We start from the raw sequence: 17,187 nt of genomic DNA, 5'->3' as shown, positions 1-17,187 counted from the left end.
ACTAGCACCTGCAACTGAACCGCCCTCATACGGGCCAACGCAGTACAGCCGCCCCCCGGAAAGGGGAGCGGCTGTACGGGATCCGACTGGCCGTCAGTCGTTGGCGCAGGTGTTGCCGAAGGCCGGGTTCAGCAGGCCGATGACGTCGACGGTGTTGCCGCAGACGTTCACCGGGATGTGAATGGGGGCCTGCACGACGTTGCCCGAGATGACGCCGGGTGAGTTGGTGGCGGCACCCTGCGCGCCGCTGTCGGCGGTGGCGATGCCGGCGCTGCCGGCCATGGCGGCGGCGGCCACAGCGGAGAAGACGACTGCCTTGGCGGTACGCGACATGAACATGCTCCTTGGGGGTCGTTCTGTTCGGCCGGGGCAGGCGCCCGGCTTGTGGTGCAACGCGCCGCCCTTACTCGGGGTTGCGGCTCCGAACGGGTGAATAGCCGTTAGGGCATTGAAGTGCGTCACGGAGTGGCGTCACGAAGTGAGCGGTAATTTCACAACTCCAACACACATCGTGTATCAAGTGAAACTCGCATTGCGTGGTTGCCGTCGGCCGTTCCCTCTTTGGAGCGGTATGCAGCGAAGGTGGTCGACGGATAAGTGTGACTTTCTTATTTATCTCGCCGCGCTGCGAAGAACCTGCTCAGTCCTGAAAGGGAAGTCGGCCGTGCGAAATCTCAAAGGCTGTTTCCTGCGTCGTACGACGGTGGGCCTGCTGTCCCTGGCGGCGCTGGCCCTGCCCGGCCGGGCGACCGCGACGGTGCCGGACCCGGGCCCCGAGAAGTCCCGTATCCCGTTCACCACGCGGTACGACTCCGTGCTGCACGGCGGAATCGTTCGTGCGGCCAACGCGGCGATCACCTGCCGGGGTGCCGGCTCGGCCGAGAAGGCCGGATGCTCCGCGGCGCGCTCGGGCGCGACGGCGAGCAACGGCGACTTCGACATGTTCTACACGGACGTCGACCGCGACCCCAACACCTACAACTCGACCCGGGCCGAGGTCCGCGTTCCCGAGGGTGCGCGCGTCACCTACGCGCGGCTGTACTGGGGCGGGAACCTGCGGGCCGGTGAACAGAAGCCGCCGCGCGACAACGGCCGCGTCCTCGTCGCGGAGCCCGGCGGCGCGTACAAGCAACTCCTGGCCGACGAGCCGGCCGGGCATCTGACGGCCAACGGCGCCGACGCGTTCCAGGCCTCGGCGGACGTCACCGACCTGGTGCGGGCCGGCGGTTCCGGGCTCTACACCGTGGCCCAGGTGAACGTGGCGAGGGGGCGTACCGCCGCCGGTGCCTGGGGCGGCTGGACGCTCGTCGTCGCCTACGAGAAGAAGTCCGAACCGCTGCGGCACCTCTTCCTCCAGGACGGGTTCGGCACCTTCACCGCGCGGCACCCGGGTCAGGCTTTCCACCAGCGGACGGCACCGGCCGCGGGCACGGGCGGCTACGTGGGACTCGTCGCCTACAACGGTGACCGCGGCCGCACCGGCGACTCGCTGACCGTCGCCACCGGCCGGGGCCGCCCGGTGGCGCTCTCCGACCGGGCCAACCCCGCGCGTGACGTCCTCAACTCGACCATCAGCGAGCCCGGCACCCGGCCCTCGCGGCGCGTCCCCGCCCACGCCAACACCCTGGGCTACGACTCCGACGTGTTCCCGCTCGGCCGGGCCGTCCGCAGCGGCGCGCGGGCCCTGGACCTCCGGCTGACCTCTCCCGAGGACGCGGCCTGGACCGGCGTGCTCTTCGGTGCCGTCGACGTCCGGTCCTAGAGCGCTTCAGCCGAACCCCGTTCACCAGCCGAGGAAAAGGCGATGCCTGTGACGTCTGCACCCGCGCCGCCGCGCGTTCTCCACGTGACACAACCCGTCGACGGCGGAGTCGCGCGCGTGGTGGCCGACCTCGTACGCGGGCAGCTCGCCGCCGGGATGCACGTCTCGGTGGCCTGCCCCGCGTCCGGCAGCCTCCCCCGCCTCCTGGCCTCCACGGGCTGCGAGGTTTTGGAGTGGGAGGCGTCGCGCTCCCCGGGAAAGGGCGTGATCCAGGAGGGGCGGCGGCTGGCCGGCGTGGTGGCCCGGACGCGGCCCGATCTCATCCACGCCCACAGCGCCAAGGCGGGCCTGATCACCCGGCTCGTCGTGCGGGGCCGCGTCCCCACCGTCTTCCAGCCGCACGCCTGGTCCTTCGAGGCCGTCCGCGGGGTCCCCGCCCGGATGGCCCTGAACTGGGAGCGGCTCGGCGCGCGCTGGGCCTCCCGCCTGGTCTGCGTCAGCCGCGCCGAGCAGCGCACCGGAAGAAGCCGGGGCATCGAGGCGGAATGGCGCCTCGTCCCCAACGGGGTCGACCTGGAGCGCTTCCACCCGGCGGCGCCCCCTGATACGGAGCCGCACGGGTCCGGCGACGGGCCGCTCGTCGTGTGCGTGGGCCGGCTGTGCCGCCAGAAGGGGCAGGACCTCCTGGTCCGGGCATGGAAGGACGTACTGCGTGAACTGCCGCGGGCGCGTCTGGTGCTGGTGGGCGACGGGCCGGAGGCGGAGCGGCTGAAGGCCGCGGCGCCCCGCACCGTCTCGTTCGCCGGGCCGGTCGACGACCCGGTCCCCTGGTACCGGGCGGCCGATCTGGTCGTCATGCCCTCGCGGTGGGAGGGCATGGCGCTCGCCCCTCTCGAAGCCATGGCCTGCGGGAGCCCGGTGCTCGTCACGGACGTGGCCGGAGCCCGCGAGAGCCTGCCGCCCCCACTGGCCCGCGCCTGCGTGGTCCCGCCGGAGGACACCGCGGCGCTGGCCCGCGCGCTCGTCCGCCTGCTGCGCGACACCGAGGGGCTCGGCGCCCTCGGCCGCGCCGCCTACCGCCATGTGCACGCCCACCACGACGTACGGCGCACCGCCGCGGCGGTCGCGGAGGTGTACGGCGAACTGCTGGGTCCGGCGACCACCGCTGACAGAGAGCCGATCACGACGTGACCTCGGAACAGACCGTTGCCTCCCCCCTGGTCATCCCCCAGCGGACCACCGACGGCGACAAGCTCACCCTGATCGGTGGCCCCGCCCGGGACCACTCCTCCCCTACGTTCCTGCTCGCGGCGGACAGCACGGCGGCTCTGCTGGGCACCGTCGCGCTCACCCCCTTGCAGCGACAGCCGCTCCTGCTGGCGGGCTTCGTCCTGCTCGTCCTCGCCCTGCACCGGACCGCGGGCCTGTACCGGCGGGCCGAGGGGCGGCACATCCTCGACGACTGCCCGGCCCTCGCCGGACGCGTCGGGATCGCCTGGTGCGCGCTGACCGCCGCCGCGGCGAGCCTGCCCACGCTCCAGCCGATCCCGCTCCGGGCGGTGCTCTCGGGGTGCGCCGTCCACCTGGCGCTCACCGTCGCGGGCCGGGCGCTCGTCCTGCGGCGGCGCCGGGCCGCCCTGATCCGCAGACCCTGCGCGACCCTCCTGGTGGGCCCCGAACCGGCGGCCTCCCGGGTCGCCGCCGCCCTGCAACGGCACCGGCCGAGCGGGATCCGCCTGGTCGGCATCGTCGGCCGGGGCACGGCGGGCCCGCACGCGGAGGGCGAGGAGCCCACGGTCCCGGTGCTGACGAACGCCGACGACGTACGACGTGCCGTCATCCAGAACGGGGTGCGGCGCGCGATCTTCCTCGGCAGCGCCGGCGCCCCCGAGTACCGGCCCTGGCTGAGCGCTCTGGATGAACTGCGATGCTCCTTCTGGGAGTTGGACCCGGACCACTCGGCGTACGTGCCCGAGCGGGGCGCGGCCGAGGGCCATCTGGCCGGATTCCGCTGCCGCTCCCTCAGCGGGGCGGCCCACCGGCTGCACCCCGGCAAGCGCGCCCTCGACCTGGCCGTATCCGCCGTGCTGTTGCTGCTGGTCAGCCCGGTACTCCTGGTCTGCGCGCTGTGGCTGCGCGTCAGCGAGGGGCCCGGCGTGGTGTTCCGGCAGGAGCGCGTCGGGAAGGACGGCCGCCCCTTCACGCTGCTGAAGTTCCGTACGCACCGGCCGGCCGACCCGCTCGAGTCCGCGACGCGCTGGAGCGTCGCCAACGAGCACCACATGCCGTGGTTCTGCCGGTTCCTGCGCCGGACCTCGCTGGACGAACTGCTCCAGCTGTGGAACGTCTTCCGCGGCGACATGAGCCTGGTCGGCCCCCGCCCCGAGCGCCCGTACTTCGTCATGAAGTTCGGCGAGACCTACCCCGGCTACAGCGACCGGCACCGCGTACCGACCGGCATCACCGGCCTCGCCCAGATCAACGGGCTGCGCGGCGACACCTCCATCGAGGACCGCTGCCGGTTCGACAACGCCTACATCGACAACTGGTCGCTCTGGGGCGACCTCAGCATCTTGGCGCGCACGGCGACCGAGTTCTTCCGCCCTACGGGAAGTTGACGCAGTGACAGCCGTCCCCGCCTTCACCCAGGTACGTGCCAGTCCCGCGGCGGCGGCCTGGCAGCGGGCCGTACGCCGGGCGGGCCCCGTACTCCCCGTCCTGCTGCTGATCAGCCTGCTGGCGCTGCCGCTCGGGCCGGGAGCCCAGGGCGAGGGCAGCGGACTGACACCGGCCGACGCGGTCTCCGGCCTCGTGGTGATCTTCTGCGCGGTACGGGCGGCGCGCGCCGGACAGCGGCCGCTGACCCGTACCGCGTACATCGTGCTCGGCCTGCCCGTGCTCGCCGTCGCGGTGGCCGCCCTCGGCGCGGACTCGGCGTCGAACTCCCTGCAAGGGCTGGCGCGTTACTACCAGATCTTCGTGCTCGTCCCCGCCGCCGTCCTGCTGCTCGTGCGCGACCGGGGCGACTTCCGGCTCGTCGGTCGGGCCCTGGTCGGGCTCGGACTCTGGCAGGGCTCGATCGGCGTCTACCAGTACCTGACCGGTACGGGCGCCTCGTACGCGGGGGAGGACGTGCGGGCCGTCGGCACGTTCGGCGCCACCGACGTGATGGGCATGTCCACCGTCGTCGCGTACGGGCTGATCTGCGCCGTGGCCCTCGCCCTCGGCGGCGGCACACCGCGGGCCCGGCTCACCGCGCTGGCCTGCGCGCTCGGGCTCCTCGTGCCGCTGGCGCTGTCCTTCAGCCGCGGCGCGTGGATCGCCACCGCCGTCGCCTGCGTCCTGCAGATCGTGCTCGCCGGACTGCGGCGCGCCACCCGGCTCTTCGCCGTGGGGGCCGCCGCGGCCGTCGTCCTCGTCGGCGGATTCGGCGTGGGTACGTCCATGCTCCAGGAGCGGCTCAGCAGCATCACGCAGGTCACAGCCACCCCGGACCAGTCGGTGACGGACCGGTACACCATGTGGGCCGCGGCGATCGGCATGTGGGAGGAGCACCCCGCGACCGGGGTGGGGCTCAAGAACTTCCCCGCCTACCGCGACAGTCACGCCTCGATCGCGCTCTCCGCGGGCAGCGACGTCGCGGGCGCGGGCGCCACCTTCCGCCGCCAGCCCCTGCTCTCGCCCCACAACATGTATCTGCTGGTCCTCAGCGAGCAGGGGCTCCTCGGCCTGTGCGCCATGGCCGGGAGCTGGGCGGCTCTTCTCGTGTGCGGCCTGCGGCGGCTCGCGACGGCCCACCGGCGGGCCCGCGGCCTCGACTGCGCGCTGCTCGCCTGCGGACTCCTCACCTGGCAGCTCATCGACTTCGCGTACGCCGACATCGGCGGCCCGTCCACGGTCCTGACCGCCGTGGTCCTCGGCCTGGCCGCCTGGTGGGCGCTGGCGCCGGCCGCGGTCGACGAGACGCCCGCCGCGGCCGGGGCGGCGGCCGGGGCCGAAGAGGTGGCGGCCGGGCGATGAAACCCACCCTTCCTGTCGACGAAGAAGAGACCTTGCGCTCCGACGCCATGCCGGCCCAGCAGACCGCCGACCCGCCCGTTCTCGACAAGCGCCCGGGGAACAGTCCGGAACAGCAGGGCACTTCGAGCACCTTCCTCGCCCGTGCCGCGCTGCTGACCGCCGTACTCTCCGCCGCCGGGTCGCTCCTCGGCCTCGGCCGGGACCAGGCACTGGCCCACCTCTTCGGAGCGGGCAGCGAGACGGACGCCTTCCTGGTGGCGTGGACCGTGCCCGAAGTGGCCACGACGCTGCTGATCGAGGACGGCCTCGCCTTCATGCTCGTCCCCGCCTTCAGCGCCGCGATCGCCGCGCGCGGCGCCGCACTGCCGTCGGGCCACGACCCCGTGCGGGCCCTGGTGGCCGCCTCGCTGCCCCGCCTCACCCTGGCGTTCCTGGCCTCCGCCGTCCTGCTGATGGTCGGGGCGCCCTACCTGGTCGAACTGCTCGCCCCTGGACTGCCCGACCCCCAACTGGCCGTGGACTGCACACGGTTGACGGCGACCTGCCTGCTGACGTTCGGGCTCACCGGGTACTGCAGCGCCGCCCTGCGGGCCCACAGCAGTTTCCTGGCACCGGCCGCCATCTACGTCGCGTACAACACCGGCATCATCGCCACCCTGCTGCTCCTCGCCGACCGCTGGGGAGTGCGTGCCGCCGCCGCGGGGGTGGCCGTGGGCGGCTGTCTGATGGTCCTCGTCCAGGCACCTGTACTGCGCCGCCGTCTGAAGGGCGCGGCCCGCGGAAGCGCCGAGGTACGGGCGGGGGACGCGAAAGCCGCCAAGAGGCAGTCCCTGAACCTCATGCTGATCGCGACCGTCCTGCTCTTCGCGCTGTGCCGGCAGTCGCAGGTCTTCATCGAGCGCTTCCTCGCCTCCTCCCTGCCGTCCGGCGCCATCTCCCACCTCAACTACGCGCAGAAAGTCGCGCAGTTGCCGATGGTGCTGTCCCTGATGCTGTGCACCGTCACCTTCCCGGTCGTGGCCAAGGCCCTGGCCCGCGGCGACACGGAGAAGGCACGGGAGCGGGTGGAGCGCGACATCGCCCTGGCCGCCTGCATCGTCCTGCTCGGCGCGGCCGTGGTGTTCGCCTGCGCCCCCGACATCATCCAACTCCTCTTCCAGCGCGGCCACTTCACCGCCGAGGACACCGCCGCCACCGCCGCCATCATGCGCGTCTACTCGCTGGGGCTCCTCGGCCACTGCCTCGTCGGCGCCCTGGTCCGCTCCTACTTCTCCGCCGGGCGCCCCACCTGGTACCCGGTCGCCGCGATGGCCGCGGGCATGCTGCTCACCGCCGGGGCGGGCACCTGGGCGGTCACCCTCTGGGGCGTCGGGGGCATCGCCGCCGCCAACGCCCTCGGCATCACCTTCACCGCGGTCCTGCTGCTGACCGCGATGGACCGGCGCAGCGTCCCCGTACGGCTGCCCGTCGTGCTGCTCGAACTCGCCAAGACGCTGCTCGCGGCCGTGGCCGCCGCGGGCGCCGGCCTGGTGTGCGCGGCCAGGTTCGAAAGCCCGTCGGCGGCGCTCGCCGTCGGCTCCCTCGCCATCGTGGCCGTCTTCGTCCTCCTCCTGTGGGCCCTCCACGTCCAGGCGTTCCTGCCGGCCGTCCGCATCGCGACCAGAAAGCTTCGCCATGTCAGCTGAAACAGCGCTCCGGGAACCACCCCTCTCCAGATCGAGAGACCGCCTGCCCGGGCGGTCCCCGTGGGTGGCGATGTACCACTCCGTCGACGACTGCCCCGACGACCCCTACAACGTCACCGTCACCCCCGACCGCCTGCGGCAGCAGCTGCACTGGCTGCGGGCGCGCGGGCTGCGCGGCGTCAGCGTCGCCGAACTCCTCGACGCCCGCAGCTGCGGAGCCGGCCGCGGCCTGGTCGCCCTCACCTTCGACGACGGCTACGGCGACTTCCTGGAGAACGCGCTCCCATTGCTGCGGCACTACGAGTGCTCCGCCACCGTCTTCGTCCTGCCGGGCCGCATCGGCGGCGAGAACGGCTGGGACGCCGAGGGCCCGCGCAAGCCGCTGCTCAGCGCGCAGGGCATCAGGACGGCCGCCGCGGCCGGCATCGAGATCGGCTCGCACGGCCTGATGCACGTCGACCTCACACGCGTGGACGAGGAACAGCGCCGCGCCGAGCTCCGGCACAGCAAGATGCGGATCGAGGAGCTCATCGGGCACGAGGTGCACGGCTTCTGCTACCCGTACGGCTCCATCGACGCGCCGACGGTCGAAGCCGTACGCGGAGCCGGCTACCGGTACGGCTGCGCCATCTCCCCGGGCCCGCTGACCAGCGTGTACGCCCTGCCGCGGGTCTACGTGGGCCAGCGCGACACCCCCTGGCGGCTCGAGCTCAAGCGCCGCGTCCACCGCGTCCGCAGGCGGGCCTGGCACCTCGCGGAGGACGCACGGTGAAGGTCCTCCACGTCATCACAGGCCTGGGCGCGGGTGGCGCGGAACAACAACTGCGGCTGCTCCTGCGGCACCTGCCGAGCGGACACGACGTCGTGACCCTGACCAACCCGGGCCAGGTCGCCGAGGGCCTGGTCCGCGACGGCGTACGCGTCGCCCACCTCGGCATGGCGGGCAACCGGGACGCACGCGCGCTGCCCCGCCTAATGCGGCTCGTCCGCGGCGGCCGCTACGACGTGGTCCACACGCACCTCTACCGCGCCTGCCTCTACGGGCGCACGGCGGCACGCCTGGCCGGAGTGCGCGCCGTGATCGCCACCGAACACTCGCTGGGCGACGCGCAGATCGAGGGCCGCCCGCTCACCCGCGGCGTACGGGCCCTGTACCTGGCGGGGGAGAGGCTGGGCCGGGCGACCATCGCGGTCTCCCCGGCGGTCGCCGAGCGGCTGCACGGCTGGGGCGTCGCCCCGCACCGCGTCCACGTCGTACCGAACGGCGTCGACGTCTCCCGCTTCACCTTCGACCCGCGGGCCCGGGTGAAGGCGCGGGCCGAACTCGGGCTGCCCCCGGACGCGTTCGTCGTCGGCGGGGTGGGACGACTGGTGCCGGGCAAGCGTTTCGACGTCATCATCGCCGCACTGCGCGACCTCCCGGACGACGTACGGCTCCTCCTCGTCGGCACCGGCCCGCAGGAGGACGCGCTGCGCCGGGCGGCCGAAGAGGCCGGGGTCCGCGACCGCGTCGTCCTCGCCGGGGAGCGCCCGCACACCGGCGCCGACCCGCACACCATCGACCTGCCCGCGCTGCTTTCGGCGATGGACGTGCTCGCCTCCCCCTCGCTCGACGAGGCGTTCGGCCTCGCCGTGGTGGAGGCGCTCGCCAGCGGCCTGCCCGTCCTCTACGTCACCTGCCCGGCCATCGACGATCTGCCCGCGGGCCCTGCCGCCCGGGCCGTCCGCGTCCCGTGCGCGCCCGCCTCGTTCGCCCGGGAGATCCGGGCGCTGCGGGACCGGCCCGCCGCCGACCGGCCGCCCTCACAGGCCGCCCTCCACTACGACATCGCCCGCAGCGCCGCCCAGCACCTCGAGGTGTACGCGTCGGCCCTGGGAGCCCCGACCACAGGAGTGAGTACGCGATGACCGAAGCCGCCCAGGAACAGGAAAGGTCCACCTTCCGCCCACTGGCCGCCCGCATCGGCACCCGCACGAGGAAGGTGCCGCTCTGGTGGCCCCTGCCGGCGGGCATCCTGCTCGGCGCGCTCGCCGGCGGTGTGTACGGCGCGGTCAGCACGCCCCAGTACACGGCGACCAGTTACGTGATCGCCGTACCGACGAAGGATGCCGACCCGATGTCCGCGACGGGCTTCGCCCAGGCCTACAGCAAGGTGGCCACGCAGGTCGCGGTGTTGAGCGACGCCCAGGTCGCGGCGGGCGTGCCGGTGGACACCCTGCGCGCCGGCGTCCGCGCGGAGACCTCGCCCGACGCGCCCATGGTCGCCATCTCCGCCTCCTCCGACGCACCCGCCACGGCCACCGCGATGGCCAACGCCGTGGCCCGCGCGCTGACCACCAACGCCGCCCACGCCAAGAAGGACACCCACGTCGAACTCCTGCGGTTCACGCGCGCGGTGAAGCCGACCGAACCCTCCTCGCCCTCGGCCGGACTGACCACGCTCGTCGGCACCTGCGCCGGAGGGCTGCTCGGCGGACTGGCCCTGCTGCTGCGCCCGCGCCGGGAGACGGGGCACACGACGCCGACCGTGCCGGCGCCCGCCGCGGGCGAACAGCGGGGCGGTGCCTGATGCTCCTGATGCCGGAGAGCGGGTGCGACCCGGTCGTCACGGTGTGCACGGACACCGCCGAGTTCGGGGCGCTGCGCGAGGAGTGGAACCGCCTGCACCGGGCCTGCGCGACCGCGACACCGTTCCAGAGCCACGCCTGGCTGCACTCCTGGTGGCTCTCCTACGGCCGCCCCGGCCGGCTGCGCGTCGTACTCGTACGCCGTGAGGGCCGGCTCGTGGCGGCGGCGCCGCTCATGCTGCGGCTGCGGCCTTTCCCCGCGCTGACGCCGCTCGGTACGGCCATCTCCGACTTCAGCGACATCCTCGTCGAGGACGAGCCCGCCGGAGTGCGCGGCCGGGCCGTCGACGCCCTCGGCGCCGCCCTCTGGCGGCTGGCCGGGCGAGCGGTGATCGACTTCCGGGAGGTGCGGCCGGGCAGCACCGTGGAGCGGCTCCACGACCGCTGGCCGGGGCCCCGCCGCCGCCTCGACGACTCCCCGTGCCTCGAACTGCCCGCGCTCCCCATGGACGACCTGGTGCAACGCCTGCCGCGGCCCAGGGCGCAGCGGGCCCGCGCCAAGCTGCGCAAGCTGGACGCGATGGGCATCGAGCGCCGCGTCGTCCCCTCGACGGAGGTCGGCCCTTCGGTACGGCGCCTCCTGGACCTGCATCAACTGCAGTGGCAGGAGCGGAAGGTGACCACCGAGCACGTCCGGCCGCGCTTCGCCGAGCACCTGACCCGCTCGGTCACCGCGATGGCCCAGACGGGCGACGCCGTCGTCACCGAGTTCACCCTGGACGGCTCGGTCGTCGCCGCCGACCTGACGTTCCTCTCCCCCCGGCTGGCCGGCGGCTACCTCTACGGGGCCCACCCGCAGCTACGGGAGCGCAAGATCGACGTGGCCACCATGCTGCTGCGCTCGTGCGCCCAGCATCTGCAGGGCGGCTCCGGCGACAAGGTGCTGAGCCTGCTGCGCGGCACCGAGCCCTACAAGCTGCACTGGCGGCCCGAGGAACGCGTCAACCAGCGCTTCGTCCTGGCCCGCCGCGGCACGGCCCCGCTGCTGGGCGCGCTCCTCGCCGACGTGCGGGCCCGCTCTCTGGCCAAGCGGGTGCGGCGGACCTGGAAGGAGCGCGGTGGCGACCCGGCATAGAGCCCGGACCGCCACCGCGCCGGGTGGCCGTGCCGCGTCAGGAGCGGTGCCCCCACCGGTCGAACCTCAGGCACAGCTTGCCGCCGAGCCAGCGCTCGACCCACTCACCCAGGTTGACCGGCGAACACTTCGAGGGCTCGGCCGGAGCGGTCGGCTCCGCCGGCTGTGTGGGCGTGGCCGGCTTGTCGCGCCCGGTCAGCGCGGTCCGGTAGACCTTCGAGGCCTGCGGATTCCTGGCGCACTGCCACACCCCGTGCGGGCAGTAGTCCGTGAGGGTGTTGTAGAGCGCCTTGTGCTCGTCCATCCAGGCGAGCATGCGCCGCATGTACTCGGGGTTGTCGCCGTTGCGGAACAGCCCCCACTCCGGGTAGGAGACCGGCTTGCCGTGCTCCTTCGCGAAGTCGACCTGCTGCTGAAGCCCATAGGGCTCGGACACCTGCTTGTCGAAGGACAGACCCTCCGGCTGGTCGTAGGCGTCCATACCGATGATGTCCACCACGCGGTCACCGGGGTAGCAGTCGGGCCAGGGCACGGCGTCGCGGCCCCGGCTCGGCGTGAAGTCGAAGCGGAACTTCTGACCCGGCACGGACCGCATCGCCTCGACGATCCGCGTCCAGTACTTCTTCCACGCCTCGGGGTCGGGCCCGCAGCGGTGCGTGTAGGTGACGCCGTTCATCTCCCAGCCGAGCACGATGACGGTGTCCGGCACACGGAGGTCGACCAGACGCTCGGCCAGCGTCCGGAAGTGCTGGTCGAAGTCGCCCGCCGCGCCCCGCTGCAACAGGGCCCGCACCTCCGTGTCCGGGACGTTGCCCTCGTTGCGTTCGAGCATCGGTACGTTCAGTACGAAGAGCCGGTCATCGCGCTCCCGGCGCCACTTGGCCCAACTGTCGAGGAACGTCGGGGAGCCCTCGATGTTGCTCCACCTGTCACCGGGAAGATAGGTGTGCCCCACGCGCAGATCGGCTCCGCCGAGCCACCGCGACAGATTCCCCATCCGCGTCACACCGAGCGGCCCGTAATCCAGGTAGGCCCCGAACGCCGGGAACCTGTCCGGCCCCGGTGCCGGCCGGGTGTCCGTGACGGGCGGTGTGGCGGCCGGCGCCGGTACGGGGGTCGCCACGGCGGACGGCGTCGGTTCACCGCGCGGGGTCGCGTCCGCCCGTTCGATGGAGACGGATCCGGTCGCGATCACCGCTGTGACCAGGGCGCCCGTCGCGAGCAGCGGCAGGCGTCCGCGCCTCGTCCATCGGCGTTCTCTCACCATTTCTTCTCCTCGTCCCGTGTTCGCTCCCTTTCTGACAATCAGTCATATGAATGCTCCGGGCGCCATTCGTGGAACAGCCGATGGCCGCCCTTGATCACCCTCACGGGTTAGTTCCTCGAAAGGACGACACATGCTCGACCCCTGTGTCCCGGTCGTGCTGCTACGGATCGACCCCAACCCCTTTCACCACGGGACACTCGGGGCGGCCCGCTCCCTGGGACGCTGCGGTGTGGAGGTCCACGTGGCGGCCGAGGCGGCCGGCAGCCCGGTGGCCCGCTCGCGTTACGTCACCCGGACGCACCCCGCGCCGCGCCCGGAAGCGTCACCGGGCGAGATCGCCGCCGTCCTGCGCCGGACCGCCGCCCGTGTCGCCCGCCCGGCGGTGCTGATCCCGATGGACGACGCCGGAGCCATCGCGGTGAGCCGGCTGCGCACCACGCTGACCGAGATGTTCCTGCTGCCGGAACAGCCCGAACACCTCGCCGAGTACGTCGCGGACAAGGCGCGCCTGCCCGAACTCTGCCGGGCCGTCGGCATCGAGCACCCCCGCACGCTGCTGCCGCGCGACGAGCACGAGGCGTACACCGCCGCCCTCGAACTCGGCCTGCCGGTCGTGGCGAAATGGAGCCACCCCTGGCTCCTCCCCCCGGGCTCGGGCCTGCGCAGCACCTGCCTGGTCAGCTCCCCGGAAGAGGCCGGAAACCTCTACCTGAAGGGCGCGGCCACCGGCAGCGAACTACTGCTCCAGCGCTACGTCGCCGCCGGCCCCGGCAGCGACTGGTTCTTCCACGGCTACGCCGACCGGCACGGGGCACTGCACGGCGGCGGAGCCGGCACCAAGCGGCACGCCTGGCCCCGCGGCGCCGGCCTCACCGCCGTCGGCCGCTGGGACCACGCTCCCCGACTGCACGCCATGGCCGAACATCTCGTCGAGGCCCTGGGCTACCGCGGCATCTTCGACATCGACTTCCGGAGGGACGCCGAGACGGGCGCGTACCACCTCCTGGACTTCAACCCCCGCCCCGGCGCGCAGTTCAGGCTGTTCGCCGACGCGGGCGGCCTGGACGTCGTACGCGCCCAGTACCTCGACCTGACGCACCAGGCCCTGCCCGCCGCGCGAACCCTGCCGGGGCGCACCTTCATCGTCGAGAACTACGCGCCGCTGTCCGCCCTACGGGCCCTGATGGCCGGCACCCTCCCCGCCCGCCGCGGCCCCACGTCACCGGAGTTCGCCTGGCACGCCCAGGACGACCCCGGCCCCGCGCGGGCCATGGCCGCCGGGTGGCCCCGGCACGCGGCCCGCCGGCTGCTGCGCCGGGCGCGGCCGACGGCGGCCGACGCACCCGGCTCCGCGCCTCTCCGCCCGACCGAACCCGCAGCTGCCGTCCGGACCGCGACGGCTGAACGAAAGGCGAGCTGCTGATGCACGACCTGTTGGTGGTGGGCGCAGGCCCCTACGGCCTGTCCATCGCCGCCCATGCCCAAGCGCGCGGACTCGACACACGGGTCTTTGGACGCCCGATGCAGTCCTGGCGCGATCACATGCCCCGCGGCATGTTCCTCAAGTCGGAGCCCTGGGCCTCCAACCTCTCGGCGCCGGGCGCCGCGTTCCGCCTCGACCAGTACTGCGCCGAACAGGGCAGCACCGCGCGGCACGGCCACCCGATCCCCGTGGAGACGTTCGCGTCCTACGGCCTGTGGTTCGCGCGGCAGGCGGTGGACCAGCTGGACGAGCGGATGATCGAGCACATCGACGCGGCGCCCGACGGCTTCGTCCTGCGCACCCAGGACGGCCAGCTCCTGCGCAGCCGCGCGGTGGCCCTGGCCAACGGGGTGCTGCCGTACATGCACATCCCCGAGGCGCTGCGGAACCTGTCGGACGCGCACGTGTCGCACAGCAGCCGGCACAGCGACCTCGGCCGGTTCACCGGCTCGGACGTCACCGTGGTCGGCGCGGGACAGGCGGCCCTCGAGATCGCGGCGCTCCTCGCCGAACAGGGCACGCGGGTACGCATCCTCGCGCGCGCCTCCCGACTGGACTGGAACACCGTCCCGCCGCCCTGGGCGCGCCCCTGGCACCAGAGCCTGCGGGCTCCCCACAGCGGCCTCGGCTGCGGCTGGCGCAACTGGTTCTACTCCGAGAAGCCGGGCGCCTTCCGACGGCTGCCGGAGCGGACCCGGGCCGCCGTCACCGCGACCGCTCTCGGGCCCGCGGGTGCCTGGTGGGTCCGGGACCGGGTGGGGACGGGGGCCATCGACATCCGGATGGGGCGGACCATCGTGGACGCGAGACCGTCGGCGGGCCGGATCCACGTGCGCGCCCTCGGCACCACCCAGGGCATGGAGGACTTCGAGACCGACCACATCATCGCCGCCACGGGCTTCCAGGCGACCTGCGCCAGGATGACCCTGCTGGCGCCCGGCGTACGGCACATGCTGACCCGGCGGCCCGAGGACACCCCACGCGTGGGACGCGGCTTCGAATCGGCCTACCCGGGGCTCTTCCTCGCGGGCCTGGTGACGACGCCCGACTACGGCCCGGCGATGCGCTTCGTCCACGGCGCGTCCTACACCGCGCCCTCGCTGGTCGACGGGGTCGAGCGGTACCTGACCCGGCGGAACTGGCGGCGTGGTCCCGTAGTGCCGATGGGCAGACGGCATACGCCGGAGCCCGTGCCGGTCCCGTCGGACAGGCTCTGAGAACCCATTGGGGTGACAAAGCTGGCAAACGGGTGAATCGGGCATCCGGGGCCCGCCGTCCGATGGTGCACTGGCGCCTGTCATGAGAATGGCCGCGCTGTCTCCCTCCCAGCCGTCGGCTTCACGCCGTTGGGCAGACAGCTGGTAACCGTGCCGTCCTCAGGGGGCCGGGAAGAACCTTGGTAGCTCTTCCCGGCCCGACTCCTCGGCCCGACTCCTCAGCCCGGCCGCCCGGCCCGGCGGGTTCGAGTCCCGGCACTCAGCGGCGCGCCGCGGCCGACCTGCGGTACAGGATCCCGCCGCCGAGCAGCAGCCCCGCCCCGGCGGCCGCGGACCCCAGGACCCGCTCATCGATCCCCGTCTCGGCGAGCCGCCCCCGCGCCACCGGTGCCTGCGGATCAACCACTGTCTCGCCCGTACGCACGTCCTGCTGACGCAGGGCCGACCTGGCCTGGCTGCCGTGGGCCGAGCCGGACATGGCCCTGCTGGAGGGCGGTGCGCCGGGATGCCCCTCGCCCTCGCCTTCCTCCTCGTGCGACGCCGGAGGCCGCTCGTCGCCGTCCGAGGGTGTCGGCACCGCCGCCGCTTCTCCGCCGTTGGCACAGGAGTTGCCGAAGGCGGGGTTGCCCACGCCCACCACGTCGACGGTGTTGCCGCACACGTTCAGATCGACGCTCACGGGAGCCTGCACCGAATTGCCCGACAGGACGCCGGCGGACTGCGTCGTACCCGAGGAGTTGCTCGCCGAGCGAGGCGCGCGAGGCGCGGGTGCCCGGGCGGAGCTGCTCCCGATGGCGGTCGCGTCGTGCCCGCTCGCCGCATGCGGCCGCCCACTGCCGTGCCCGCCGCCGTGTCCGCCACCACGCCCGCTGTCCGTGGAAGCGACGGCGGAGGCGTTCTTCTCGGCGCAGCTGTCGCCCATGGCGGGATTCAGGGCACCCACTGCGTCGACGGAGTTGCCGCAAGCGTTGACGGGGACCGACAGCGGAGCCTCGACCGAGTTGCCCGACAGCACACCGGGAGAACCGCCCGACTGCCCCTGGTCACCCGCCATCGCGGACGCGCCCGCCCCGGGCACGGACAGGAATCCCGTCGCCGCCGCTGCTGCCACTACCCCGATTCTCAGTGCCTGCCTCAATGTGTTTCCTTTCCCGCTACAAATTCGAAGCCGACCCCGGAGCCCGAAGGCACCAGGGTCGGCTGGGTGACAACTGCGGTTCCTGCGTCAGTCGTTGGCGCAGGTGTTGCCGAAGGCGGGGTTCAGCAGACCGATGACGTCGACGGTGTTGCCGCAGAGGTTGACCGGGATGTGGATGGGGGCCTGCACGTTGTTGCCCGACAGCACACCCGGGGAGTTCACGGCCGCACCCTGCGCACCGGCGTCGGCGAACGCCGGGGCCGCCATACCGAAGGCCATGACCGCACCGGCCACGATCGTGACGCTCTTCTTGAGAGACATGTCTTTCTCCTTTTTACCGAGGAAAATTCTTGGGACTCCGCAGATCAAACGAGCCGGCACCAGTCGAGGAAACTGTGCCGACCGGGCGACGAAGCGGACCGACGCCCGGTAAAAAGGCCCGGACCGCCCGCGGTCGAACGACGCGGACGGTCCGGGCCGGGTGCGCAGCTGAATCAGCTGTTCTGCGTACCGTTGGAGGAGAGAACCGGGATGTCGTCCAGGATGTGCGACAGCGGCTCGTCGCCCTTCGCCTGCGTCGAGTTCTCGACACACTGCTGGTTCTGCGGGGCAGACAGGATCGGGATGTCCTGGATGCCGACGTTGACGAGGCCCACGATGTTCTGGATGTTGGCCTTGACCGGCAGACCGACACAGGGCTTGTTCAGGGAACCCTGGACCAGGCTGAGCTGCGGGCTCATGTCGCCGTCGGTCGAGGAGTTGCCGAATGCCTGCTGGGCGCCGTTGCCGCTGGCCGAGGTGGTGCCGTTGTCGTCGCCGTTGGCGAGCGCCTGCGGCGCGGCCGCGGCGGAGATGCCGATGACGGACACGGCGACTGCGGCTGCAGTCATTGCCTTCTTGAGCATTTTTTCT

The 17,187-nt window shown here is 72.8% G+C and carries 16 protein-coding genes; 11 read left to right on the top strand and 5 right to left on the bottom strand.

The genetic code is table 11. From position 1 onward, the window contains the following. Nucleotides 1–93: 93 nt before the first annotated feature. Nucleotides 94–333, bottom strand: a complete 240-nt coding sequence (locus tag ABD366_RS42860) for a chaplin (protein WP_324766634.1) — start codon at nt 331–333, stop codon at nt 94–96. A gap of 331 nt (nt 334–664) precedes the next feature. On the opposite strand from ABD366_RS42860, the gene ABD366_RS42855 reads away from it, so the two are divergent. The 9 genes from ABD366_RS42855 to ABD366_RS42815 all read left to right on the top strand — a co-directional run bounded on the left by ABD366_RS42855 (nt 665) and on the right by ABD366_RS42815 (nt 11,170). Continuing rightward, nucleotides 665–1,762 carry a DUF3344 domain-containing protein gene (locus tag ABD366_RS42855; RefSeq protein WP_324766635.1) on the top strand — a complete coding sequence of 366 codons (1,098 nt, stop codon included), beginning with the start codon at nt 665–667 and terminating at the stop codon, nt 1,760–1,762. Between the two features lie 42 nt (nt 1,763–1,804). Further along, nucleotides 1,805–2,953, top strand: coding sequence for a glycosyltransferase family 4 protein (locus ABD366_RS42850; RefSeq protein WP_324766636.1), 1,149 nt, complete (start codon nt 1,805–1,807; stop codon nt 2,951–2,953). Further along, on the top strand, nt 2,950–4,380 hold the full coding sequence (locus ABD366_RS42845; RefSeq protein ID WP_324766637.1) for an exopolysaccharide biosynthesis polyprenyl glycosylphosphotransferase: 1,431 nt from the start codon (nt 2,950–2,952) through the stop codon (nt 4,378–4,380). The genes ABD366_RS42850 and ABD366_RS42845 overlap by 4 nt, the downstream gene beginning before the upstream one ends. A gap of 4 nt (nt 4,381–4,384) precedes the next feature. Then, entirely contained in the window at nt 4,385–5,782 is a 1,398-nt protein-coding gene (locus ABD366_RS42840; RefSeq protein ID WP_411293629.1) for an O-antigen ligase family protein, read from the top strand. Next, complete coding sequence (gene murJ, locus ABD366_RS42835; protein ID WP_324766638.1) at nt 5,779–7,467, top strand: murein biosynthesis integral membrane protein MurJ; 1,689 nt, start codon at nt 5,779–5,781, stop codon at nt 7,465–7,467. The genes ABD366_RS42840 and murJ overlap by 4 nt, the downstream gene beginning before the upstream one ends. Before the next feature lie 70 nt (nt 7,468–7,537). Beyond that, nucleotides 7,538–8,239 carry a polysaccharide deacetylase family protein gene (locus ABD366_RS42830; protein ID WP_411293630.1) on the top strand — a complete coding sequence of 234 codons (702 nt, stop codon included), beginning with the start codon at nt 7,538–7,540 and terminating at the stop codon, nt 8,237–8,239. Beyond that, nucleotides 8,236–9,375 (top strand): glycosyltransferase, encoded by a 1,140-nt coding sequence (locus ABD366_RS42825; RefSeq protein WP_324766640.1) that lies wholly within the window; start codon nt 8,236–8,238, stop codon nt 9,373–9,375. Before ABD366_RS42830 ends, ABD366_RS42825 begins: the two co-directional genes overlap by 4 nt. Continuing rightward, nucleotides 9,372–10,037, top strand: coding sequence for a YveK family protein (locus ABD366_RS42820; RefSeq protein WP_324766641.1), 666 nt, complete (start codon nt 9,372–9,374; stop codon nt 10,035–10,037). Before ABD366_RS42825 ends, ABD366_RS42820 begins: the two co-directional genes overlap by 4 nt. An 8-nt stretch (nt 10,038–10,045) precedes the next feature. After that, nucleotides 10,046–11,170 carry a GNAT family N-acetyltransferase gene (locus ABD366_RS42815; RefSeq protein WP_324766642.1) on the top strand — a complete coding sequence of 375 codons (1,125 nt, stop codon included), beginning with the start codon at nt 10,046–10,048 and terminating at the stop codon, nt 11,168–11,170. Between the two features lie 37 nt (nt 11,171–11,207). Here ABD366_RS42815 and ABD366_RS42810 read toward each other — a convergent pair whose 3' ends face one another. Further along, nucleotides 11,208–12,437, bottom strand: coding sequence for a glycoside hydrolase family 26 protein (locus ABD366_RS42810; protein ID WP_324766643.1), 1,230 nt, complete (start codon nt 12,435–12,437; stop codon nt 11,208–11,210). Nucleotides 12,438–12,567: 130 nt separating this feature from the next. On the opposite strand from ABD366_RS42810, the gene ABD366_RS42805 reads away from it, so the two are divergent. Next, entirely contained in the window at nt 12,568–13,860 is a 1,293-nt protein-coding gene (locus ABD366_RS42805) for a carboxylate--amine ligase (protein WP_344443616.1), read from the top strand. Then, nucleotides 13,860–15,137, top strand: coding sequence for an NAD(P)-binding domain-containing protein (locus ABD366_RS42800; RefSeq protein WP_324768522.1), 1,278 nt, complete (start codon nt 13,860–13,862; stop codon nt 15,135–15,137). Before ABD366_RS42805 ends, ABD366_RS42800 begins: the two co-directional genes overlap by 1 nt. 259 nt (nt 15,138–15,396) lie before the next feature. Here the strand turns inward: ABD366_RS42800 and ABD366_RS42795 are convergent, their stop codons facing one another. The 3 genes from ABD366_RS42795 to ABD366_RS42785 form a co-directional block, all read right to left on the bottom strand. Then, on the bottom strand, nt 15,397–16,248 hold the full coding sequence (locus ABD366_RS42795) for a chaplin (RefSeq protein WP_324768521.1): 852 nt from the start codon (nt 16,246–16,248) through the stop codon (nt 15,397–15,399). A 114-nt stretch (nt 16,249–16,362) separates the two neighbouring features. Next, complete coding sequence (locus tag ABD366_RS42790) at nt 16,363–16,596, bottom strand: chaplin (protein ID WP_324768520.1); 234 nt, start codon at nt 16,594–16,596, stop codon at nt 16,363–16,365. A 173-nt stretch (nt 16,597–16,769) separates the two neighbouring features. Further along, the gene (locus ABD366_RS42785) at nt 16,770–17,180 is read right to left on the bottom strand and encodes a rodlin (protein WP_324768519.1); all 411 of its coding nucleotides are present in this window, start codon (nt 17,178–17,180) and stop codon (nt 16,770–16,772) included. Between the last annotated feature and the right edge of the window lie 7 nt (nt 17,181–17,187).

Origin of the sequence: Streptomyces kunmingensis (genome assembly GCF_039533535.1) — a bacterium.
GTDB lineage: Bacteria > Actinomycetota > Actinomycetes > Streptomycetales > Streptomycetaceae > Streptomyces > Streptomyces kunmingensis.
The sequence above is the reverse complement of the archived record's forward strand: the minus strand, read 5'-3'. Positions and strand labels throughout refer to the sequence as shown.